The organism is Syntrophotalea acetylenivorans (assembly GCF_001887775.1).
Lineage (GTDB): Bacteria > Desulfobacterota > Desulfuromonadia > Desulfuromonadales > Syntrophotaleaceae > Syntrophotalea_A > Syntrophotalea_A acetylenivorans.
On record NZ_CP015519.1, the window covers coordinates 1,232,809 to 1,256,169 of the forward strand.

A 23,361-nucleotide genomic window follows, 5' to 3' on the forward strand; every position below is an offset into this window, starting at 1 on the left:
CTAAACATGGGGGAGGCCTTTTGTTTTGCTGAATCATCCCTAGCCAAGGACCTGTCGGTGACATTCCTCGACTACGAAAATCTGCACGGTGCAATTGAAATAGACGGCAACCTCCGCGAAGCCAATCTGGATCTGGTGCAAAAACGCTGGCCGCACCTTATCACCTTATTGCAGCAGGCTCCTCCCCTCGGCGAATATGGGCTGACCGATACCTTGCAACCGACCCTGTCTTTAGACGGTATCCAGCTGAGCAGTGGTTATAACCGCTTGAGCGAGGCGGCCCTGCAGGCCTCGCTGGTTCCACAAGGCGCCTCGCAGGCCTGGGTCTACGGCATCGGTTCAGGAGATCTGCCAGTTACGCTACTGAAACGCACAACTTTGCGGCAATTACAGGTCATAATACTTAATCCGGCGGTCGCCGCGGCCTCTTTTGCCTGCTTTGACCACCGGCAGTGGCTAGCCGACCCACGAGTCAATCTTTTGACCGCATCCGCGGTAAAAGAACTGCAACGTCCTTTCGCCGCAGTTCCAGCCTGCCTGTTACTGGCCGAGGACGACGCAGCGCGTTTGCGTGACTTGGTCTTTCTGGAACTTGCGACTCCCTTCAGTCGTGAAAAACATGGCGTGGGCAACGCCCAGTTGGTGGAACGCCTAAACGAGAACCTGGACCATTGCCAACGGGACGGAAATGTTGGAGCTTTGTTCGACCGCCATCGTGGAAAAAACGGTTCTGGTGGCTGGTGCGGGACCAACTCTAGCCGAATCTTTTGACTTAATAAAAAGACAGCAACAGGCCGGACAGCCTCTAATCGCTGTCGGATCGGCCCTCAAGCCGCTGTTTAATGCGGACATCATCCCCGATGTCGTAGTCGTCGTTGATCCCGGTCGTGAAGAAGTACTGAAGCTTTTCAGTGGTTTCGACCTTGATCCTTTTACCGAAACGCCACTTGTCTATTTTCCTTCTGTTCATCGAGATATCCTGGAGCTGTGGACTGGCCCGCTTCTAACAGCCTATGCGGAACATCCCCTCTACCACGATTTGTCTGAAAAATGTCCCAAACAGAAGCTATTTTCTGCAGGCAGTGTATTGCACCCAGCGGTGGACTTAGCTGTATGCATGGGGGCGGACGAAATCGTTCTTCTTGGAGCCGATTTTGGTTTCCCCAATGGGTACTCTCACGTGGCAGGAGCAGCAACCAGCAAGCGAATAGATGAAAAAGCACACAGACATTGGGTTCACGATGGGACAGGGGGGAAAATTCCTACGACACCTAACATGCGAGACTTCCTGCGAGACCTTGAGGCATATATTGAAAATAAGACCCAGGTTCGTTTCCTCAATGCCAGCCGAAAAGGGGCATTTATTAAAGGCACGGCCTTCATGGAGGGAGCATTATGACAATCTGCGCAGGCCAATGGCAAAAGCACCTGCATACCGCCGTTATTGCTTTTCGCTTGGGGATGGAAGGCATGGCCGGCGGTAGAATGACCGGCTTTATCGACGGCTTGCTGCCTTGCCTAGACGAATTTCCTCCGCAAATAATGCAGAAGTTAAACCCGCTTCTGGAAAAGATTCTATCGGCCCACGCCCGGCAGGACTTTTGTTGTGTTGCCGACCTTCTGCAATACGAGCTAGGGCCCATACTCGCCGACCGGGCCTCGCCTGACTCTACTACACGCGATACGATCCATAAGGATTAACTATCATGGAAAATCATCTGGATATTAATTCGGAACCCTTTCTGACCAGCCCTTTCGGAGATCAATTTCTTTTCTCCGTCAATCGCAATTCCTTCTCCAAAATGGGCCGAATGGAACTTTATGATGCCTATTTCGGAGTTGACTATTTCAAAGAGAATAACCTCTACCTGATCGTCGGAACCGATTCCGGAAACCTGGTCAACTATTTCTTGAAGAAAGGGGTCCCTGAAGGCTCTCGCATCGTTTTTCTGGAACTGCCCGAGGTTCTGAAACGGTTGCCGGAAGTCCTTGATATGGAAGGCCTTCCCGAAAACATGGCCGTGGAGACCATCGACTCCGCAGGTAATACCCTCAAAGAATTTCAGCTGATCAACTACATCTTCGCCAATCGTTCGTTGATTTTAAAAACCATGTGCACCACCGATGCCTTTCGTCCAGAATATTACGAACTGTACCTCAAGATAAAAACCGACCTCCAGGAAGCCATCTTCACCACCCGGGCCAATCTGGGTGACCGCCTTTTCATGGTCCGGCAGTTGGAGAACCTCGCAGAAAATAGGGTATCGACTGAAAATATTCGAAATAAGTTTACCGACAAGACTGGAATTATTCTGGCCGTCGGCCCTTCTCTAGAAGAAGCCATCCCCTGGGTCAAAGAAAACCGGGACACCATGGTGGTCATTGCGGTATCCAGGGCGGCAAGGAAGCTCTACGAAGCCGAGCTAGTCCCGGATTTTATCGTGACGATGGACCCTTCTGAACTGTCCTTCGACGTCAGTCGGGAGATGCTCCATTTTTTCCACAAAACTGTCTTTATCTATGGCAAACATTCCACGCCCTTACTACTGAGTCAATGGCGAGGCCGGTCCCTATATTTGGGCGACCGTTTCCCTTGGAAAACACCGCTCAATCTTAAAACCTTCGGCATCGCTGGGCCAACTGTCACGCAGTCTGCTTTACAAGCGGCTCTTGAAATGGGCTTTAACAGGATCCTGCTGGCCGGCGTGGATTTATGCTTCAGCCGGGAAGGATATGCCTACAGTTCTAGTGTGGCTGGACGAGAAAAAGGGACCATCATTGGGGATGTTCCGGGGGGGGTGGAAACCAATGGTGGTTGGCGGGCCGGAACCCTGCTGCCTTATCTGGTCGGAGCACGCATTACGGAAAAACTTGCGATTCAAGCAAAACGACAAGATTGTGAGATCATCAACATTGCGGCCGGGGCCATGAAAATGGCCGGAATCGACTACACTCCGCCTAATGAGTTGAAATTAGCCCCACAAATGGAATCCGTGGAGAAAATTCTGGCTGCGCATCTCCCCCCCGACAGTTCGAAGGAACGCCTGGCCCATTACCAAGACATAGAGGCGGAACTATCTCGCGCACGTAGCGCGGTAGACAGCATCGGCAAGCTGGCAGATGAAGCTCTGCAGGCCAATATAAATATGTTCGACCCGCGCAAAGCCGGCAAACGTGCCAACTTCAAACGGCAAATGGACGAGATCGAAAAGAAAATTTCTGAAGAATTTGGCGATTTCCCACGGGTTCTTAAAGCCTTCGGCATCCTTCGCTTTTTGCGGATAATCGAACCGGGACAAACAGACTGGTCCGACGAGCGGATCGAAAAAACCGCACAACATTACTACGAGGCCTACAAAACAACCACCGATCAATTCATCGAGCTCATAGACCGAATGCTACAACGTTTGAAAAGCCGAACTATGGAAGAGACAATCGATGGGGATTTCAATATTTTCGCCGACCAGTGGGAGCAGGATCGTCAGTTCGGTCGCGCCCTCTTATGGAAAAACCGGAACCCATCGGCTTACGCGAACCTGGATGCGGAAGGGCAGAAACGTCTTTCTCGATTGGAAACCCGATTTGAAAAAATTATGGCTCTGGAAGAAGACCTCAGCAGGGTAAAAGCCGCTCCCAAAGTGGAGTTGTCCGAGATACGCGCCAAGACCTTGGTCGCCTTTCGCCAGGGCCAGCCCGAAGGGCTCGAAATGTTGGCCAACGGACTCAGAGGGCATGAAGACTCCGCCGCTCCAGCCTTGACGGCCTTGGCCCAGGGCTACCAAGCGGAATTACAGGGAAATTTGGAATTGGCCTTCTCCCACTACCAGGAAGTCATCGATTCCGGCCAGGCTACTTTGACGGAAGACGCTTTGGCAAGGGTGGCAGCTATTTCCACCAACAAGAAAGATTATCAGACCTTAAAAATGGCTCTAGAATGTCTCGCTGGACTGAACCCCTCTTATGCAATCCAATACGGTGATCTGCTTTGGCTCCTGGGAGATAAAAAACAAACCCTAGACGTCTATGCCGACTATTTGGAAAAAATTCCCGGAGATATTCGAGCCCTGCTGCAACTAGGCAAGTATTACCTCGATCTAGGAGCGCCGGAAGCAGCCCGAACCGCCTACGAGTTTGTGTTGGAACAAAGCCCCGGAAACCATACCGCAAAGACTCTGTTGGCTGCCCTGGAGCAGCCTTCCTGAGCATCCCTCTCTATAAGATTTTCCTGAAGAAAATTCTCCTTGCCTTCTCTGATATCCGACAAGTATCAGAGAAGGCCTTTTCTTTGGGAATTTTCGATACTAGCCGCTTTAAACCTAAATTATCTTTGCACCTTGCCGAAAAGATATCTATCCCCGGAAATCAACTCAAAGGAGGTGATGATTCCCAAAGGTTTTTAATAGCAACGCATATTCAGGCTATAACCCGAACACTGTTAGGCAGGGAAGCCTTCATTCATAACCACTTCAAGGAGGAAAAATCATGGCACTTACCATCAACACTAATGTCGCTTCACTGAACGCCCAACGCAACCTCAGCCAGTCCCAGAGTGCTCTGGGCAAGTCGATGCAGCGCCTCTCTTCGGGTCTGCGCATCAACAGTGCCAAGGACGATGCCGCCGGTCTGGCCATCTCCGACCGGATGACCGGCCAAATCCGGGGTCTGAACCAAGCAGTACGGAATGCCAACGACGGCATCTCCTTCGCCCAGACCGCTGAAGGCGCCCTGCAGGAGACCACCAACATCCTGCAGCGCATGCGTGAACTGGCCGTGCAGTCGTCCAACGGCACTAACACCACCCAGGACCGCACATCCCTCGACGCCGAGGTACAGCAACTGGTCAGCGAAATCAACCGGATCGCCGGTTCCACGGCCTTCAACGGCCAGAACCTGCTTGACGGCACCTTCGCTTCCGGAGCCGCCAACGCGGTCTTCCAGGTTGGCGCCAACGCCGGCGGCAACAATGTCATTCAGATCAACATCGGTGCTGCCGATGCTTCGGCTTTGGCCCTGGCCGGCACATCGGTCAACGTTACCTCTAACGTTTCTGCAAACGTCACAGTAAACATAACTGGCTCTCTGGGTGGTGGAACCATATCTATCGGCTCTAGCCTCAGTGCTGGTACTATCTCCACTGTGAACGCTGGTGTTTCCGGTGGCGTCAACGTCCAAACCTTCACCGCTGCCCAGTCGGCGATCACCAGCATCGACACGGCGATCAACACCATCGACAGCATCCGCGGTGATCTCGGTGCGATTCAGAACCGTTTCGAATCGACCATCTCCAATCTGTCGAACGTTTCTGAAAACCTGACCGCCGCCCGTTCCCGGATTCTGGATGCGGATATCGCTCAGGAAACCTCGGCGATGACCAAGAGCAACATCCTGCAACAGGCCGGGGTCTCCATTCTGGCCCAGGCCAACCAGGCACCGCAGCTGGCGCTGTCGCTACTGCAAGGATAAGTAAAACAGCTGTAACACGTTTTATTCCTTGAGGGGGCATGGTCATGCCCCCTCTTTTTTTATTGCCACCACAGCATATATCCATGAATGCTGACAATTTTTTCTAAAACTTCTAAAGAATTATTAGTATGCCGCCGATAAGTAGCTTGAATCCCAAAAAACGCTGGAAAGGAGGGGAATCGGTAACCGAAGCGAGTGATTCAACCACAAAACAATTGAAGGGCAAGGATGCCCGACTACTCAACTTCATGGAGGAAAAATCATGGCACTTACCATCAACACTAATGTCGCTTCACTGAACGCCCAACGCAACCTCAGCCAGTCCCAGAGTGCTCTGGGCAAGTCGATGCAGCGCCTCTCTTCGGGTCTGCGCATCAACAGTGCCAAGGACGATGCCGCCGGTCTGGCCATCTCCGACCGGATGACCGGCCAAATCCGGGGTCTGAACCAAGCAGTACGGAATGCCAACGACGGCATCTCCTTCGCCCAGACCGCTGAAGGCGCCCTGCAGGAGACCACCAACATCCTGCAGCGCATGCGTGAACTGGCCGTGCAGTCGTCCAACGGCACTAACACCACCCAGGACCGCACATCCCTCGACGCCGAGGTACAGCAACTGGTCAGCGAAATCAACCGGATCGCCGGTTCCACGGCCTTCAACGGCCAGAACCTGCTTGACGGCACCTTCGCTTCCGGAGCCGCCAACGCGGTCTTCCAGGTTGGCGCCAACGCCGGCGGCAACAATGTCATTCAGATCAACATCGGTGCTGCCGATGCTTCGGCTTTGGCCCTGGCCGGCACATCGGTCAACGTTACCTCTAACGTTTCTGCAAACGTCACAGTAAACATAACTGGCTCTCTGGGTGGTGGAACCATATCTATCGGCTCTAGCCTCAGTGCTGGTACTATCTCCACTGTGAACGCTGGTGTTTCCGGTGGCGTCAACGTCCAAACCTTCACCGCTGCCCAGTCGGCGATCACCAGCATCGACACGGCGATCAACACCATCGACAGCATCCGCGGTGATCTCGGTGCCATTCAGAACCGCTTCGAATCGACCATCTCCAACCTGTCGAACGTTTCTGAAAACCTGACCGCTGCACGCTCCCGGATTCTGGATGCGGATATCGCGCAGGAAACCTCGGCAATGACCAAGAGTAACATTCTGCAACAAGCCGGTGTTTCCATCCTCGCACAGGCGAACCAGGCTCCGCAGCTGGCGCTGTCGTTGCTCGGCTAAGTTGATTTTTGCCTTAAAACCCGTGGGGCCGGGATCACCGGCCCCACCTTTACCAAACATCCAACAGGAGACAACCGATGAAAGTTGACTCTGCAGCTGTTACCGGAGCGACAACACCCAAGGTAGCGACTAGTGCCGACGAAATAGATCATGAGCGGAAGGATACGACCAAAAATACTGCGTCTGACCTCTCGCCACGAAAAGTCCAGGCCGAGGAGATTCTCGATCAGATCAAAGGCTTGACCGAAGACGGCGCCTATAGCGTACGGTTCGAAATGGAAGACAAAACCAACCGGATGGTGGTGCGCCTGGTGGATACCGAGTCGGGCGAGATGATCCGCCAAATACCACCGGAAGAGCTTATCGACCTGACCGAGGTTTTAAAGGAATTGCGCGGCAGCTTGGTGGATACCACCGGATAACCCATTTTATCGGAGTACGCCATGACCATCTCTTTTGGCGGCCTTGCCACAGGTCTTGACACCACTTCCCTGATCACCCAGATGATGGAGCTGGAGCGTCAGCCATTGAAACAGATGGAGGTCGACAAGGCCTACTTCAACAATAGGCTTACGGCATTAAATCAGTTCGAAGGCAAGCTAGAAAGCTTTTTGTCACAAATTGAAAAGCTTAACTCAGCCACTGAGTTACAGGCAAAAAAAACGATCCAGGGCTCGGAAGATTACTTTTCCGCCACGGTAGACAGTGAGGGGATAACAGGTAGTTACCAGGTAGAGGTAGTGGACCTGGCCCAGGTGCAAAAAAGCGTGAGCCTTGGCGTAGCCGACAAATCAGCCCATAACTTCGGAATGGGCACCCTGACTCTGCAGGTCGGTGATGATGATCCAGTCGACATTACCATCGATGGACAGAATAATTCCCTGGACGACATCATGGCCGCCATTAACGATGCCGATGCGGGAGTCACCGCATCGATCATCAACGATGGCACCTCTAACCCTTATCGACTGGTGTTGACCGGCGCTGAGGCCGCCACCAGTTTCAGCTTGACTTCCAGTCTCGCAACATTTGATGGGAATCTCTCAAATCTTGAGATTGGCGGGTATTCGGATCCGGACGCCCAACTGTTCGGCAGCGGCACGGTCAGCCTGTCAACCGGCCACGACATCACCTTGAGTGGGCCAAACAACTCCCTGACGGACTTGCGGGATGCTATTAACGCTGAAACGGGGACTACCGGAGTTAGCGCATCTCTCACCGAGGACGGCAGTGGAGGGTGGCGTTTGGAGTTGACCGGTGGCACCATCGACTCCACTGCCCTTTCCGGTGCTTCCGGCTATGCGCCACCTTCCCTGGCGGACACCCAGAACGCTCAGCAGGCACATATTCGAGTCGATGGCATCGACATTTACAGCGCCAGTAACACCCTCTCAGAGGCGATTCCGGGTGTGACACTCAATCTGGACAAAGCAGAAGAAGGCACTCAAACCAGCCTTACTGTGGATCTGGATGAAAGTGCCATTAAAGACCTGATTAAAGATTTTATTTCCGGCTATAACAAGGTGGTCTCTTACGTCACCAGCCAATCAAAATCAGAGGACGGCAGCGCCGGCATCCTGATTGGCGACACTGGAATGAACAGCGCAAAGCGGCGTCTGCAAAGCATGCTGACCAAGCCGATTGAAGGTTCAATAAGCTCCCTTTCCATGCTTGGCATGAAGACCCAAAAAGATGGCACACTGGAACTGGACGAGGACACTCTTACAGAGGCTATCCAAAGCGATCTCGATGGCGTCACGACTTTGCTGGCCGGCAACGAATCCGTCGTCGGCATCGCCACCCAAATGGCGGATTACCTGGAAAGCATAACCGACGATATCGACGGACTTTTCAGTTCTCGCGAAGACACTATTCAGAGCAATATCAAAGGAATCGAGAAAAGCATCGAGCGCATGGAAATGCGTCTGGAAAAACGGGAACAAACACTCTACAACCAGTTTAATGCGTTGGAACAACTAGTGAGTTCCATGAACTCAACCAGCAGTTTTCTCACTACCCAACTAAAATCACTGGAGAATCTTTGGAGTAATCAATAAATGAATGCCTATATGAATAATTACCACCACAACCAGATCGATACTGCATCCCGTGAGCAGATATTGATCATGCTTTACGACGGGGCAATCCGTTTCACCCGTCAGGCCATAAATGCGATTGAGACGGGAGATCAGAATGGCAAAACCCACGGAATTCAGAAAGCCATGGCCATCATTTCCGAATTCCGCAACACTCTTGACCACAACATCGGTGGAGAGATTGCCGCCAACCTTGATGCGCTTTACGAGTTCATGATCAGCAGTCTGACCCAAGCTAATCTCAAAAATGATCTTGAGCCTTTGCAAGTGGTCGACAACCTGTTGAGCGATCTGCGAGAAACCTGGAATGAAGCTATCCAGATCGCCCGTAAGGAACAGAGGGCGCAAGTTCAGGTAGCCAAAAGCGACCACATGCCCTTGAGAGCCAGCTTGTAAAGAGAGGAAGCGAGCATGTCGCTGGAACAACTGATTGAACAATCTGCCGCCTGTTATCAGGCCATGCTGGACCAGCTGGCGCAAATGGCTGAAGTACTTGAAGACGCTCAACCCAAGGCCATTCACCGTGCTCTTGAGAGCTGGCAGCTACTGCAGGAAGAGGCGCAGCAACTCGACGCCCGAATCGATCAACTGACCGGGAATTTTCAGCAGAGCGAACTGCCGCCCAAGTATCATCAGCGCAGCGAACTGATGAACCAGGTTGCCCTGGAGTGCCAACAGGTCTTCTCCCGGGCCAATCTTCTAAAAGCCCTGATCAGCGATGAGCTCAATCGACTACAGCATGGCCGCAAGGCTCTTGGGGGGTACAAAACACCGGTAGACAAAAGAGGCTCCCGGCTCACCGCAAGCCTCTAAAAATGCACCCTATCCATTGGACTGGGCAATAAAATCCAGGGCATTACCGTTTGCGAAAAACAAAAATACACGCTATGATGGCGCCCACTCACTCGGAGGGCGTTGCCGATGACGGTGCCAAGTGGTAATCACCGACATTTTGATCGCGCAGTTAAGGCAGAACTCCAAACTTGTTTTCCTGATGGCAAAAGGGCTACTGCCTGACATTGTCATCCATGCAACCGACCAATACTTCTAAATGTTAGCCCTTGACCATCTAAAAAAACATCGTTCCGTCATGATCTCGCTGCCACTCTCCGGTGGACAACCGCTGACCCTGGAATGCGTGGCCCGGCGCCGCTCTGTCGATCTGGTCGATGCGACTTTTCTGCCGGGGCAGCTGCCCCTCAAAGGCCTGGATCTGACCGGTACCGTCCGGCTTTTTTTCGAGGACGAAGGGCGCACCTTCAGGCTTCGAGCTAAAATCGAAGAGATTAACGGCGACGACAAGCTGCTTCTCAAAGCCATTGAAACGGCTTTGCAATATGGTGAGCGGGAATATTTCCGCGTCAACGCTGATTTTTCTGTCAAATACCGCCTTCTCACCGACGATGTGGATATACGTACCCGGCAGTTCAACGGTCGAATGAACATCAGCGGTGGCGGCATGCTGCTGCCCCTGCAAGAACGGGTAGGTAACGGTCAGAAGCTTTCCCTGACCCTGATTTTATGCAAGGACCCGCTTAAGGTCGTGCGTTGTACTGCCCAGGTGGTGCGTACCTGCCCCCTTGCCGATGGATTCAAAGGAGCCGGAATACACTTCACGGAGATTGAACCCCCTGACCGTGACAGCATCATCGCTTTCTGCATGGCCGCCCAACGGTTGGAATTAAGAAACAAGGTGCAAACCAAGGACCTGACTTAGTTTTCATCCGGAAACGGCCTTTTCCCATATGAAAACTACGCGGTGCCCATCCGAAGTTTCCTGATGGGCACGAGTTAGCATCACCGAAGGGAGCATGCGCTATGGCCACCTCCCCACCCTGCCCTATTAACCTCCTGGAAAACTTTGCCGACTGCCGCATGGTCAAGGTGACCATTCCGCTATTGAGGGAAGAGTCCATACACCTGGACGGCGTGGTTAAAGACTTTACCGAGTCCTCTTTGGACATTCATTTCCCATCCCAGCCCCTGCCCCTTTCCGATCTTGCAGAAGAAGGTCAATGGCGTGTCACCTTTGACAAGGGGATATCCTTCCTGACGCTGTGGACCAGCCTGGCGACTTTGGTCAATCCCAGCCGCGTTCAACTCAATATCACCGGCTCGGAGACAAACCATTATGCCCGCCGAGACCACCGTGTGGATACAGAGGTTTACCTGCGTTACTGGCAGGCAGGAGACGGTCGACAAGAATTGCCCCCCCAACGCACTCGGGTGAATCTCAGCGGCTACGGCGTCAGCTTTCAGGCTCAAACAACCTTAGCTGCCAACAGTCTGGTGGAATTGGAAATATTTCTACCGGGAGGGACTCTGGAGAAGATACGCTGCGTCGGTCGCATTATTCGCGGCAGCAGCCAGGAGGAGAACTGTTCCGTAACAGCCCTGGAGCTGGTCAATCCCGGGCAGGACGACATTGAAAAGATCATCAACTTTTGTATGACGGTACAGTTCCGGGATATGCAACAAAAGGCCCGCATGCTGGTCTCCAGCATGGGGCCCGATAATACTTGAAAGCTGTATGCTGCCCCGGTAGCGACCGGGGTCAAAAACACTGGCCGCCAAAATCCGGTATCAAGCCGTCGCTGCAACCTGCTTGAGAGGGTAGATAAAAGACAGATCCGGGAAATGGATCGACGGCTTACTGGCTGTCTCACAACGGTCGCGGCCATTACGCTTGGCGGCGTAAAGAGCCTCATCGGCGCCGGCAATCAAGGTTTGCGGAACCAGCCCTTCCGGCCTTTCAGCACAATTAATCCCGATACTGGTGGTAACAGCAAAACCGCAATTGAGAGTGCTGATTTTGTGGCGAATGCGCTCGGCAACCATCTGCGCATGGGAACGGGGCGTTTCAGGCAGAATGATAGCAAATTCCTCGCCGCCATAGCGACAAACCGTATCGGAAGTACGGCTCTGCTCCCGCAGCACCAAGGCAACTTCTTCCAGCACCCGGTCACCGGCCTGATGGCCATGGGTATCATTGATCTTCTTGAAATGATCCAGATCGATGAGCAGCAAGGAAAGAGGTTTTTTTGTACGTAAACTACGGGCCGTTTCCTGTTCAATCGTGGCATCGAAGTAGGCCCGGTTGAAGAGGCCTGTAAGTCCATCGGAAAGAGCCATGCGGGCCAGGCGGTTTTGAGCATGATGCAACGCTTGAATCCGCTCGCGGTTTTTCAGATGCCAGCGAATTCTAGCACTAATTTCGGCATTACCGGCATCGAGTAACAAACCTTCACTGGCACCGGTTTCCAAGCCTTCAATGAGCAGGCCCCGGTCTTCTGGCTGCGCAAAAAGCACTACTGGCAAATCGGCCCATTCCGCTTCACGCTTCATCTCGTCTACCAAGATATCCAAAGCATCGCGGTTCTGTTCATGAAGGTTGCAGCACACCATATCGACCGCATGATCCCGCAGCCAGTGCAATGCGCGGCGACCATCGGCACAGTATAGTTTTTTATGGAAAGCGCCGGTCGATTCAAGAATTTCGGCAACCACTTTACGGCTGTTTGCTGAATCACCAACAATCAAAACAGTATTGGACATAACAGGCATCAGCTCCCTCCTCTGAAGTCTTGCACTGTGCCTCCTTATCGACCTTTTGCTGCGATTGCTTTAGCTCCGCTTGCTCCTTTTTACATTAAGATTGAACAACCTTTTGTTATTTAAATAGCATAGCCGGTTGGCAAGTCTCGCAACACACCTTCTAGGTAAATGATTTAAAGATTTGCCCGGTAGCTGTCGAAAAGAGTGCTATGAGTATTATTAATCCCCTGATTACAATTCGACCGGTCATGACACCGGCCCAGGCGGCAACACCAGCTGAAGGGCGCCAATACGATCTGCAGGCCGGGCAACTGGTCAATGCTACCGTAGCCGAGGGTGGTCACAGCGAGGTATTGCTCGATCTTGACCGTCAACGGCTACGCGCCCAGACTCAAACTCCCTTGCAGACCGGCCAAAAATTGCGACTACTGGTCGTAGAGAACAAGCCCCAGCTTGTATTACGACTTTTCCAGGACAACCTGCTCGAACGCCTGACCCACACGGTCCATCTGCTGGAAGGAAAATACGAGCTGTCCAGCGCCTTGCAGCAGTTAACCAGCAGCCAAGGGACGGGAAAAAACCTGCCGGAAAAAGTCCTTCAAAAATTACTCGATTTTTTTTCGCCCTTTCGTACCGAATCTCCCGAAGCCCTATCGGGAAAGGAGCTACAGTTGCTGGCCCGGCACCTTGGCTTAACCCTGGAGGCCGACCTGGCCCGCGGGCCTTCGGCCGTCGAGCCTGCTAACCTTAAGAGCTTATTGCTATCAACGGTCCAGACTGGAGGCGAACAACAACCTGAAACAGTTGAAAAAGCTGAACAATTGCTACAAAAACTCGAACTTTTTCAACTGTGCAATCTACGCCTGGCCCGTCAAGGAGCCAACCTTTTGCCTTTGCCGCTGCCCTTTCTCGACAACGGCTATCTGGTGGCGGAAAAAGAGACCGGCAACGCTCCGGAACAACAAACAGCCCGAAAAGTTTCTCTCTACCTTTCCTTACAGGGGCTGGGGGATCTGCGTATCGACCTGCTCCAGGAAGCCGAGGGGCTGTTTGTACGTTTTACCTGCGACAGCGGAGATAAAACCGAATTTCTTTCCGCACAGGAATCGGAACTCCGATCCATGCTGACAACTCTCCCCCTGTGCGGAGCTACCTACTGTAGCGATAAGGGACCATTGCAAACGGACCTGATCCGAAGAATTTTAGAGGATGAAGACGAACTGTTTGATGCAAGGATCTAACTGATGGAAAAGAGGAAACAACAGAAGGCCGTTGCCCTGTCCTACGAAAAGGAGAAGGGGGCTCCGATGGTGGTGGCCAGCGGTCAGGGCGCCATAGCCGAAAAAATTCTCAGCACAGCGCGAGAGGCCGGAGTTGAAGTGGTTGCCGACCCCGATTTGGTCGAACTGCTGGCCGGCGTCCCGTTGGGCATGGAAATCCCTGCCGAGCTCTATCAGGCAGTAGCAGAAATCCTGGCTTTCGTTTATCGGGCCAACAAAAGCTACAAAGATAAAACCTGAAGCGCCTTATTCCGGTCCGTCGATCGGCAACAGATGGCTCTGTCCAGCAACGACCTTTCGAGCGTATCTCGGCCGACTTGTTCGCTCCATCTTGACATCAAAAAAGCAATAGCCGTTTCGTCCCATGTCTTTGGCCACATACATGGCCATGTCCGCCCTCTTGAACAATAGATCGGTATTTTCTCCATCCTGGGGATAGAGAGTGATCCCGATACTGCTCGAAATATCGAAGCGCCGTTGATCGATGCAGAAGGGTTCTGCCATTATAGCCAGGATCTTTTCTGCTACTATATTTACGGCAGATATCTCATTTAACCCGGGAAGCAACATGATAAATTCATCCCCGCCGAATCGGGCCAGGGTATCATTTTGACGAATACAGGAAGCTAACCGTAATCCCACAGCTTTAAGCAGCTTATCGCCAAAGGCATGACCGTACTGATCATTTACTTCTTTGAACTTATCGAGGTCGATAAACAACAAAGCCGCCAACCGCTCATCACGTTTAGCCTGAGCCAATGCCTGCTTCAGGCGGTTCATAAATAGAGAACGATTCGGCAAACCGGTCAAGGCATCGTAATAAGCCAGCTTCTTAATATCCGCCTCGGCTTTTTTGCGGGCTGTTATATCGAGTACCACACCCTGGTAATGAGTCACTTCGCCGTCATCATTTCTGCGAAGCCAAAGACGATTCACAATCCAGAATTCTTCACCCCGGCGATTCAGAATTCGGTACTCCAAAGCCAGAGCTCCTCCCTTTGGCGAACTACAGTGCCTGGTCACTGCCTCTTGAACCCGTTCCAGGTCTTCTGCATGAACAACTGAGGAAAACAGCAGTCTCCCCCTACAAAAATCTTCGGAGTCAAACCCGAACTGGGAAATATTGGGAGAAACGTACTCCACAGGCCAACCACTTTCAGCACACCACAAAAAAGCCACTGCGGGACTGTTGTTGACAATCCGTTCAAGGTCTTCCCGCCTGGCCGAGATCTCCCGCAGTTCATTTTCGACCCGAATGCGCTCTACAATTTCATGGTTCAAGTCATCGCGGGAAGCGGTCACTTCCAATAGATTTTCCACCATATTATTAAAGCTGCGCGAAAGCTGCCCGATTTCACCCCGGGCCGCAACGTTGAGCTGCAAACCAAAGTGGCCCTGGCCAATCTGCTCGAACACCTCCATGGCTTTTTCCAGCGGACGCACAATCCCACGAGCAACATAATAACCGATCAACAGCGACAGAACGATTATGGCCGTTGCTACTCCCGCCACCCAGCTGATCATATTGGACAGGGCACTGGCCATACGTTGTCGTGCAGGATAAAAGTCTTCCTCATAAGCCGTTGCCATAATAACCCAGTCCCAAGGCTCATAATATCCAATCGCCGCCATTTTGGGATGCAACTCGCTACCGTCAGAATTTTTCCAGAGGTAGCGATGCAAAGCCACAGGAATAGCTTCTGCAGCCTTTCTGTCATCCAGGGTTTCAGCTAACTGAAGAATTTTTTCCACTTCTTTTTTTTGCGAGGGGCTATCGGCCAGCAAAAGGTTTTCACCGTCCCGTTGTCCATACCCCGAAATTATATATTTGCCTCGCTGTTCCCCCTTGTCGCCAAGAACCGCGACATAGCCTCTCTTACCTATGGTTATATCCATGATGCCATGCCGCAAGCTGGTAACGTTCTCCTGCTTTTGGCCGACATATAGGGCACCGATCACTTTGCTGCCGGAAGAATCCCAAAGCGGTCGATAACCGGTCAGATACCAAGCATTAACCACATAGGCCCGGCCGGTGAAGGCTTCTCCCCTGAGCAAGGTTTCGATCACCTCATTGGGAGATCCGTCAGGATTATAACGGGGGATATAGGTTCCAATAGCTCTGTTGCCGTTCAGGTCGGGCACCGTTGTGGCGACCCGCAACATGTCACCTTCGTCGTTCATCCGTTGAAAAACGGTACAGGTCACACCCAGCAGCTTCGTTACCTCGTCAACAATGGCGGTCGGTTGACTCAGATCGGTATTGCGTCCAAGCCAGATACCATCATAAAGGACCTTGGGCAGCGTCACCTCGCTGGTTTCGTTGGTGAACTGATTGACTGCCTGCCAAGAGACAGGAGCCCCCTTAAAATTCAGCTGGGCGTGGTTGCCAGCCACATCCGCGGCGACGTTTAAACCATGGGTCAGCATCTGTTCAAGGGATTCCTGCATGGTCCGGCACATAAGGTAAACATTTTGAGCGACTTTTTTGATTTCACTAGACACCAGCAGATCGACTTCCTGGCCGATATTCCGTTCCAATACCTTTTCCTGGTACATTGCAATACCGACAATGGAGGCGGCGGTCAGCAAAACCAACAGCAAGCCCATGCCAGTTATTTTTGTTCTGATTTTCATAGTTACAGCCTTGTCTCTATTTTTTCCTGGCCATCGTTTACCAGGCGACCTTGGTGATTTTTTCTATCTGCTTTGGTGAAAACAATGTTTCTCACCAGGTCTGTTACGCAAAATACAAGCCAACAAAGCCCTCAGGATAATTAACACTTTCTCCATTTGACTCCACAAACCAACCCTTCCTAACAATCCTCATCGGGTACTTCGACCCTCTTTTTCAAATAGCCGTCCACCGTTTCCGGACGGCAATAAATCTTGAAACAAATAGGGCTTTTGTCTATAGTGGGGCTGTATAGAATGCTCTCTGCCCTGCAAGTGAGGTCGGTAAGCCCTTGCGGAATAAATATTGACCCGGGGTTTCTTCAGGGGCGCGGTGTGCCAGCCCAAGAACTTATTGGGACGCCTGATGCGGTTCACAGGAGACCCCACCTAATTAGGACTCGCAGGAGGCCTAAAGACCCACGGCAGGCGTGGAGAGCTGAGAGATATAAGCGTCGTTTAGTTCGACGCTTTTCTTTTTTTGACGCCCTGAATCCGTCAACGATGATCCAATAATGGCAATAAAAACGAATGGATACTAAAGATTGTTCTGACATTTACCGCCTGGAAGTTGCCGACAAGAAAATCGTCCTGATCGGCACCGCTCATATCTCCAGCGACTCGGTGAATACCGTCCGCCAGGTCATTGCCGAAGAGCAGCCCGACAGCGTCTGCATCGAACTGGATCAGCAGCGCTATCGGTCCTTGACGGACGCCAAGGCTTGGCAATCGCTCGACTTGGTCAAGGCCATTCGCCAGGGCCAAGGCCCCTTTCTACTGGCCAACCTGGCCCTGTCGGCCTTCCAAAAAAGAATGGGACTGCAGACAGGCGTCAAGCCGGGCGCCGAGTTGGCCGCCGCCGCCGAGGCGGCCAAAGAGCAGGGGGCCGAAATCTGCCTTATCGACCGGGAAATTCGCACCACCCTGTTGCGCGCCTGGCGTAAAACGGGACTATGGAAGAAGCTGCAGGTATTCGCCGCGCTGTTCAGCGGCCTGTTCGAATCGCAAGAGATTGACGAAGAACAACTGTCTGCCCTGCGCCAAGGCGACACGCTGACTGCCATGTTGGACGAAATGGGCGACATGCTGCCAGCGATGAAAACCGTTCTGGTGGACGAGCGGGACCAGTATATGGCAGAACATCTGCGCCAGGCCCCTGGAAAACGCCTGGTGGCCGTGGTCGGCGCAGCTCACGTCCCCGGAATACGACGTCGCCTCGCTGAGCAGAGTGATCCCGGCTGCATTGACGAACTGTCCCTGATTCCGCCCAAACCCCCGCTTTCCCGGGTACTGCCCTGGATCATACCGGCGGTGGTGGTTGGCTTGTTTCTTGTTGGTTTCCTCTTCGGCGACCGCAGCCAGCTGACTGAAGCGGCCATCGCCTGGGTATTGGCCAACGGCCTGCTTTCGGCGGCCGGTACCGTTCTGGCACTGGGGCACCCTCTGGCCATCGTCACCGCCTTTGTCGCGGCCCCCATCACCTCGCTTAACCCTACCATCGGTGCCGGTTTTGTTACTGGACTAGTCCAGGCGATGATCGCCGGGCCGACCGTCCGGGACCTGGAAGAAGCGGGCAACGACCTAGCGACTGCCAGAGGCTGGTGGAGCAATCGTCTGACGCGAGTGTTGCTGGTATTTTTCTTTTCTTCCCTCGGATCCTCCCTCGGAACCCTGCTGGCTTTTTCCTGGCTTAAAAATCTGATCTGAATTTATCAAAAACAGCCATCACCCTACCGGGCGATGGCTGTTAAGTGTCCTATCGTAGGATGACCAAACTGAAATTTTAGCCTACAAGGCTTGGTGTTTTTCAGGGACAAAGGCATACACCTGGTATGTCGAGGTCCTGAAAAAACACCGTAAGCCGTAGGGCGGACTTTTTGCGACGCCACTCTAGTGTGGCATGCCACAATCTGGGGCGCCCCAAATGTGTGGCATGGCACATTATTTCTAATCGGGAACCCTACTCAAGGATTCCTTCACTGCAAGCCACCAGGACGACAGTTTTACGATTGTGGCGACGAAGAGCAGTATAAAGCACCGCGTCACGCTGATAAATATCATTGCGGAACTGCAGCCTACCCTCCCTGTCAACCCAGGCAGTACGATAGAGAATGTGCACAGGTACCGGTTCATCCAGAAGAACCCGCAAGGTTTCGTCTGCGGCCATGGCTTCTTCGATACGCTGCGCATCCCAGCCTACCTGATTTTGCAGCAGATAGAGAGCCAGGTCAAAAGGTCGCTGGACCCGGATACACCCGCTACTGTAGGACCGCCGCTTACGATCAAACAGATGCCGCTCCGGAGTATCGTGCAGATAGACATGGAATTTGTTGGGGAACATGAACTTGACCCGTCCCAGGGCATTCCAGGGACCGGGCTTTTGGCGCAACATTCCCGGAAAGGTCTCCGCCGTTACCCCCTCCCAATCGATGGTTTCCGGATCAATCCATTCAATTATTCTCTTGCGTTGAGTAACGATTTCATAGTGGTGGGACTCCAGGAAATTAAGATCGGCTTTGATCAGAGGCAGTTTGTCTTCGCGCAGAATGGTTTGAGGGACATTCCAGTAGGGGGCAAAATCGAGATAACGCAATCTTGCTGAAAACACCGGGGTGCGACGATAATCGGTACCCACCACTACCGGCATGGCAAGCACTGCTTCTCCCTCCTCCACCACCTCAAGACTAAAATCAGCAATATTAACGGCTAAATGACGTCGCCCCAGGTCCCGCGACAACCAGCGCCAGCGTTCCAGGTTGATTTCAATCTGGCGAATCCGCTCCTCGACCGACACGTTCAGAGCCGCCAGGGTTTTCGGACCCAACACGCCATCGGCCTTCAAATCGTGGCGCCGCTGAAAGCGTGTCAAAGCTTCTGCCGTAGCCTCGTCAAAGACCCAATCAGCCGATCGGCTGAAAGCCGGCAGATCGCCTGTCTGTATCAGATGCTGCTGCAGCCAGGGTACCCGCCAATCACTCTCACCGGATTGGACCAGAGGGCCATCGGGAAGTTGCGGCCAGCCACCATCAACGGCCAAATGTCGATAAGTCGCCAGGTAATCTCGCAGATGCAGATAGCCCGGATCGTCCGGCAGCATCTCCTGCAAAGCTTTCACCGCCTGGTCAGACTCAAGGCTCAGCTGCAGAACCTCAACCAGATCGATAGGGCGGCGTACAGGGCGCCACTCGTTAGAATAGACCTTGGCCGCTTCAACCCGACCGTCAACAACATCACCGGCATAACGCAAAAAAGCGTCGGTCAGCAGGATATCCAGTCGAGCCAGATGCAGGGGGGCTAGCGGTTTTCCTTGACCATGAAAAATTCGCAACTGCTCGGCAAAAATATCAATGGTCTTGATATGGTATTCTTCCGGTCGCAACCCCTCACGATCTGCAGACTGTAAAACCGTCCGCAACCGCTGCCCCTGATCGCTGAGCCCCTGTAAGGTAACCCACGCTGCCGCAAAATTCCGCTGGCGGTAAAAGCTGTAGGTTTCGTCCACCAGAGCCAATCCGTAACCACCGACGTTCAGAATCGATGGCCGCCCGCTATCGCCTAAAAGCTCGTGAAGCTGGCCGGTCAAGGGGGCGTCCTGCTGGAATTCCTGAGCTTGGGAAGAGGTTGTCGTCAATATCACAAACAGCATCGCCAACAGCGTCAAAGCATATCTTTTAATCATTATTGCCATGGATTTAAAACATACCTCACTAGAAACAAAGCTTGTCGACTATGCTGTTTAATATACACTAATACACTGGTTGGTGCCCATCCGGAAACTTCGGATGGCACCGCGTCGCTTTCATATGGGAAACGAGGAATTTTCTCCAAGGTCAAGGAAGTCAATCCCTTGCACGGAGGCGTAGCTGTTCTACGCCGCACACGCAAGCGTGCAGATTGACGCCGAGATAGGGGAAAAGGGCCGTTTCCGGATAAAAACTAGCTGGATGCTAGCGTACCCATACGGTCTGGATATTGACAAATTCACGAATTCCGTAATCAGCCAACTCCCGTCCATATCCTGATTCTTTAATGCCGCCAAAAGGCAAGCGCGGATCACTTTTAACCATACCGTTGACAAACACCGCCCCCGCTTCAATCTCTTCGGCCAAGGTCTCCGCTCGCCGGCTGTCGCCGCTCCAGATGGAAGCACCGAGACCAAAAGGGGTGTCATTGGCCACCGCCAGCGCTTCTGCCTCACCTGCTACCCGAATTACCGCGGCTACAGGGCCGAACAATTCCTGATCATAGGCAGGCATACCGGGAGAAACTTTGGCCAAAATCGTTGGGGATAGTAATAACCGGCCTTAGGTAAGGGCTTGCCACCCAATATCAGCTCAGCCCCTGCAGCAATGGATTCCTGAACCTGGGCATGCAATTCATCCCGCAAATCACCGCGGGCCATCGGACCGACCTGGGTCGTCTCCAACAAGGGATCGCCCACCTCCAGGGCAGCCATAGCCTGCCTCAACAGGTCGAGAAATTTTTCGTATACCTCGTCGAACACGATAAAACGTTTTGCCGCGATACAGCTCTGCCCTGAATTCAAACAACGTGATCGCGCCCCCTGAGCTGCTGCTTCCTTCAGATCGGCATCGGGCATTACGATGAAGGGATCGCTGCCACCCAGTTCCAACACACTCTTTTTCAGCATGGCGCCCGCCTTGGCTGCCACCTTGCGACCGGCCAGATCGCTTCCGGTCAGAGTAACCGCCTTTACCGCCGAATGGGCAATCACATCATCAACCTGGCCCGATCCGATCAGCAGGGTACGAAAAACCTGCGGGGGAAAACCGGCCCGCTCAAAGAGTTTCTCTATGGCCAAAGCGCAGCGGGGCACATTGGAAGCGTGTTTGAGCAGTCCGACGTTACCGGCCATCAGAGCCGGAGCGGCAAACCGAAACACCTGCCAGAAAGGAAAGTTCCAGGGCATCACCGCCAGAATCGCCCCCAGGGGACGAAAGGCAACCTGTGAATGGCCGGCATCGCAACTCACAGCCTGGGGCGCCAAATAGTCACCGGCATGATCGGCGTAATGCTCGCATACCCAGGCACATTTGTCGATTTCAGCCAGACCCTCGGCCATCGGCTTGCCCATTTCTTCCGCCATCAGACAAGCCAGACGCTGCTGATCGCGACGTAATTCGTCGGCCAATGCCCGCATCAGTCCACTACGATTGTCCATGGACGTACGCCGCCAGGCCGGCCAAGCCTCCTGCACCTGTTCAATGATTCGAGCAACCCGGGCAGGGGAATAGTCAGTAAAACGTTCCAATACTTGCCCGGTAATCGGGCTAATCGATTCAATCGCCATTGGTTCAATCCATATCAAGTAGTTGAAGATAATCGTTACGTATCGAAATACTGTAAAACAACACCTATTGTCCGGCTAATCGACCGGGCAGTCAACCATCAGCACGATTTTCCTTCTACCGGACAACTTCTACCGGACAAATATTCCAATAGTGTTGCAACTATTCAGCAGTTGATCAGCAGACCGTTTTCTGCAATAGTTGCGAAGTTTCTCAGTAAAATAATAATTCCTGAAAGGCCACTTCAAAGGCTCCAAACCCACGACTCATCTTCCACCGGAAAGGACTCTACGGTGAACTGCAAACCCTTTTTTGACAAGCTTGGCCTCAACGGCACCCGATGGCAATGGCGACTGATGCGCTGGGAAAAAAATATCGCCGCTTTACGCCGGGGCGAGGGTCTGTCCGGTGATAGTTTCTCGCCAGCCCGTTTAATCCTTATCGTCAACCTGATCTGGTTCAGCCTGATGGTTCTGAAAGGGATTTCTGCCGGACTCGGTTTGCAACCGCTGATGTCTCCGCCTTTAGGCCTGCTGCACTATTTTGGCGCTCAGCGCTGGATACCCGAAGTGCTGAACTACGGGCAATGGTGGCGATGCCTGACCTACGCCTACACCCACGGCGGGCTGATGCACATCGGCTTTAATATGCTGGTGCTCTACCAGGTCGGTCCCATGATCGAAAGGGAGATCGGCGCTCGGCGTTTTATTGTTCTCTATACCCTGACCGCCCTTACAGCGACCCTGCTCGGTCTGTTCTGGCACCCTTATACCCCCGTAGTAGGCGCCTCCGGTTCGATTTTCGGCCTGATCGGCTTTGCCGTGGCCTACTTTCACCGTATGGGTCCGGCCGGCGAGGCCATGCGCAACTTCATGTTTCGCTGGGCCGCTTTCGCTTTTATCTTCGGCCTGCTGGTCGGAGCCGATAACGCCGGCCACCTCGGGGGCGCTCTCGGTGGTGCGGCCTTCGGCCTGATACTGCCCATCGGCATTCGCGGCCGCAAGGCCAGCTCCGGCTTCTTTACCGTAGCCAGTCTGCTGTGCGTCATTGCCACCATCGGTAGTCTGGCAATGCAGGCCCTGACCTGGTTCCTCGCCTAACCCTTTATTGACCAACACGATTATGGCAAAATCCAAAATCCCAGTCACCCCCGCTATTCGCCTGCTGCGCAAACAACAGGTTCCTTTTGTTGGCCACTGTTATCCCTATCAGGATCACGGCGGCACCGCCGTCTGTGCTCAGGAGCTTAGGGTGAACGAACACGCGGTAGTCAAAACCCTGATTATGGAAGACGAGCAGCAACGTCCCCTGGTGGTACTCATGCATGGCGACCGTCAGGTTTCGACCAAAAGACTAGCTCGTGCACTCGGCGTCAAACAGATTGTTCCCTGCACTCCGGATATGGCCCTGAAACACACGGGTTATCAGGTGGGCGGCACCTCCCCCCTCGGTACTCGCAAGAAACTGCCCGTCTACATGGAACAATCCATATTGGAGCTGCCCGTTATCTATCTTAACGGCGGCAAGCGCGGCTTTCTGGTGGAAATATCCCCGCAAGCGGTGCATCAGTTACTTGATTCACAGCTGGTTGAAGTTTCTACCAACATCGCGGACTGAAGGCTTTTTGCCCCCCTGCAGTGGTCTGCCAATACGAGCCTGTTAAACTTCTGATGAGCACCCTGGTTTTCATCCGGAAACAGCCCTTTTCCCATATGAAAACAACGCGGTGCCCATCCAAAGTTTCCGGA

20 protein-coding genes, 1 other RNA gene and 1 pseudogene are annotated in these 23,361 nt (G+C 53.0%); 18 read left to right on the forward strand and 4 right to left on the reverse strand.

Going from position 1 to position 23,361, the window contains the following annotated elements; genetic code table 11:
- Positions 1-6 precede the first annotated feature (6 nt).
- The 12 genes from A7E78_RS14920 to A7E78_RS05695 all read left to right on the forward strand — a co-directional run bounded on the left by A7E78_RS14920 (position 7) and on the right by A7E78_RS05695 (position 11,322).
- A complete protein-coding gene (locus A7E78_RS14920) occupies positions 7-771 on the forward strand; it encodes a hypothetical protein (protein WP_145924850.1) in 765 nt (254 codons plus the stop codon).
- Entirely contained in the window at positions 734-1,399 is a 666-nt protein-coding gene (locus A7E78_RS14790; RefSeq protein WP_158516077.1) for a 6-hydroxymethylpterin diphosphokinase MptE-like protein, read from the forward strand. Before A7E78_RS14920 ends, A7E78_RS14790 begins: the two co-directional genes overlap by 38 nt.
- The gene (locus tag A7E78_RS05650) at positions 1,396-1,701 is read left to right on the forward strand and encodes a hypothetical protein (RefSeq protein ID WP_072283325.1); all 306 of its coding nucleotides are present in this window, start codon (positions 1,396-1,398) and stop codon (positions 1,699-1,701) included. Before A7E78_RS14790 ends, A7E78_RS05650 begins: the two co-directional genes overlap by 4 nt.
- Positions 1,702-1,706: 5 nt before the next feature.
- Positions 1,707-4,202, forward strand: a complete 2,496-nt coding sequence (locus A7E78_RS05655; RefSeq protein WP_072283326.1) for a 6-hydroxymethylpterin diphosphokinase MptE-like protein — start codon at positions 1,707-1,709, stop codon at positions 4,200-4,202.
- A 280-nt stretch (positions 4,203-4,482) separates the two neighbouring features.
- A complete protein-coding gene (locus A7E78_RS05660; RefSeq protein WP_072283327.1) occupies positions 4,483-5,463 on the forward strand; it encodes a flagellin N-terminal helical domain-containing protein in 981 nt (326 codons plus the stop codon).
- 262 nt (positions 5,464-5,725) lie between these two features.
- Positions 5,726-6,703: a flagellin N-terminal helical domain-containing protein gene (locus A7E78_RS05665; protein WP_072283328.1), complete on the forward strand. Its 978-nt coding sequence runs from the start codon at positions 5,726-5,728 to the stop codon at positions 6,701-6,703.
- Positions 6,704-6,780: 77 nt separating this feature from the next.
- The gene (locus tag A7E78_RS05670; RefSeq protein ID WP_072283329.1) at positions 6,781-7,125 is read left to right on the forward strand and encodes a flagellar protein FlaG; all 345 of its coding nucleotides are present in this window, start codon (positions 6,781-6,783) and stop codon (positions 7,123-7,125) included.
- A gap of 21 nt (positions 7,126-7,146) precedes the next feature.
- Entirely contained in the window at positions 7,147-8,760 is a 1,614-nt protein-coding gene (gene fliD, locus A7E78_RS05675) for a flagellar filament capping protein FliD (protein ID WP_072283330.1), read from the forward strand.
- Positions 8,761-9,195, forward strand: a complete 435-nt coding sequence (fliS, locus tag A7E78_RS05680) for a flagellar export chaperone FliS (protein WP_072283331.1) — start codon at positions 8,761-8,763, stop codon at positions 9,193-9,195.
- A gap of 15 nt (positions 9,196-9,210) precedes the next feature.
- Positions 9,211-9,612: a hypothetical protein gene (locus A7E78_RS05685; RefSeq protein ID WP_072283332.1), complete on the forward strand. Its 402-nt coding sequence runs from the start codon at positions 9,211-9,213 to the stop codon at positions 9,610-9,612.
- A gap of 277 nt (positions 9,613-9,889) precedes the next feature.
- The gene (locus A7E78_RS05690; protein ID WP_158516078.1) at positions 9,890-10,516 is read left to right on the forward strand and encodes a PilZ domain-containing protein; all 627 of its coding nucleotides are present in this window, start codon (positions 9,890-9,892) and stop codon (positions 10,514-10,516) included.
- A gap of 101 nt (positions 10,517-10,617) precedes the next feature.
- Entirely contained in the window at positions 10,618-11,322 is a 705-nt protein-coding gene (locus tag A7E78_RS05695; protein ID WP_072283334.1) for a PilZ domain-containing protein, read from the forward strand.
- A gap of 60 nt (positions 11,323-11,382) precedes the next feature.
- On the opposite strand, the gene A7E78_RS05700 is transcribed toward A7E78_RS05695, so the two are convergent.
- Positions 11,383-12,363, reverse strand: a complete 981-nt coding sequence (locus A7E78_RS05700; protein WP_072283335.1) for a GGDEF domain-containing protein — start codon at positions 12,361-12,363, stop codon at positions 11,383-11,385.
- A gap of 200 nt (positions 12,364-12,563) precedes the next feature.
- On the opposite strand from A7E78_RS05700, the gene A7E78_RS05705 reads away from it, so the two are divergent.
- Together A7E78_RS05705 and A7E78_RS05710 are read left to right on the forward strand one after the other, a co-directional pair.
- Positions 12,564-13,595 (forward strand): hypothetical protein, encoded by a 1,032-nt coding sequence (locus A7E78_RS05705; RefSeq protein WP_072283336.1) that lies wholly within the window; start codon positions 12,564-12,566, stop codon positions 13,593-13,595.
- A gap of 3 nt (positions 13,596-13,598) precedes the next feature.
- On the forward strand, positions 13,599-13,874 hold the full coding sequence (locus A7E78_RS05710) for an EscU/YscU/HrcU family type III secretion system export apparatus switch protein (protein ID WP_072283337.1): 276 nt from the start codon (positions 13,599-13,601) through the stop codon (positions 13,872-13,874).
- Positions 13,875-13,880: 6 nt separating this feature from the next.
- Here the strand turns inward: A7E78_RS05710 and A7E78_RS05715 are convergent, their stop codons facing one another.
- Entirely contained in the window at positions 13,881-16,268 is a 2,388-nt protein-coding gene (locus A7E78_RS05715) for a Cache 3/Cache 2 fusion domain-containing protein (protein WP_072283338.1), read from the reverse strand.
- Positions 16,269-16,563: 295 nt separating this feature from the next.
- Between A7E78_RS05715 and ssrS the strand changes: the two genes are divergently transcribed.
- Positions 16,564-16,746, forward strand: a non-coding RNA gene (gene ssrS, locus A7E78_RS05720) — 6S RNA.
- Positions 16,747-16,835: 89 nt separating this feature from the next.
- Positions 16,836-18,011 carry a TraB/GumN family protein gene (locus A7E78_RS05725; RefSeq protein WP_072283339.1) on the forward strand — a complete coding sequence of 392 codons (1,176 nt, stop codon included), beginning with the start codon at positions 16,836-16,838 and terminating at the stop codon, positions 18,009-18,011.
- 253 nt (positions 18,012-18,264) lie between these two features.
- Here the strand turns inward: A7E78_RS05725 and A7E78_RS05730 are convergent, their stop codons facing one another.
- Both A7E78_RS05730 and A7E78_RS05735 read right to left on the reverse strand, forming a co-directional pair.
- Entirely contained in the window at positions 18,265-19,992 is a 1,728-nt protein-coding gene (locus tag A7E78_RS05730; RefSeq protein ID WP_083552753.1) for a L,D-transpeptidase family protein, read from the reverse strand.
- Positions 19,993-20,251: 259 nt separating this feature from the next.
- A pseudogene (locus A7E78_RS05735) lies at positions 20,252-21,615 on the reverse strand (NAD-dependent succinate-semialdehyde dehydrogenase).
- A gap of 291 nt (positions 21,616-21,906) precedes the next feature.
- Here A7E78_RS05735 and A7E78_RS05740 point away from each other — a divergent pair.
- Both A7E78_RS05740 and ybaK read left to right on the forward strand, forming a co-directional pair.
- Complete coding sequence (locus A7E78_RS05740) at positions 21,907-22,713, forward strand: rhomboid family intramembrane serine protease (protein WP_072283341.1); 807 nt, start codon at positions 21,907-21,909, stop codon at positions 22,711-22,713.
- Positions 22,714-22,735: 22 nt separating this feature from the next.
- Positions 22,736-23,230 carry a Cys-tRNA(Pro) deacylase gene (gene ybaK / locus A7E78_RS05745; RefSeq protein WP_072283342.1) on the forward strand — a complete coding sequence of 165 codons (495 nt, stop codon included), beginning with the start codon at positions 22,736-22,738 and terminating at the stop codon, positions 23,228-23,230.
- Positions 23,231-23,361: the final 131 nt, after the last annotated feature.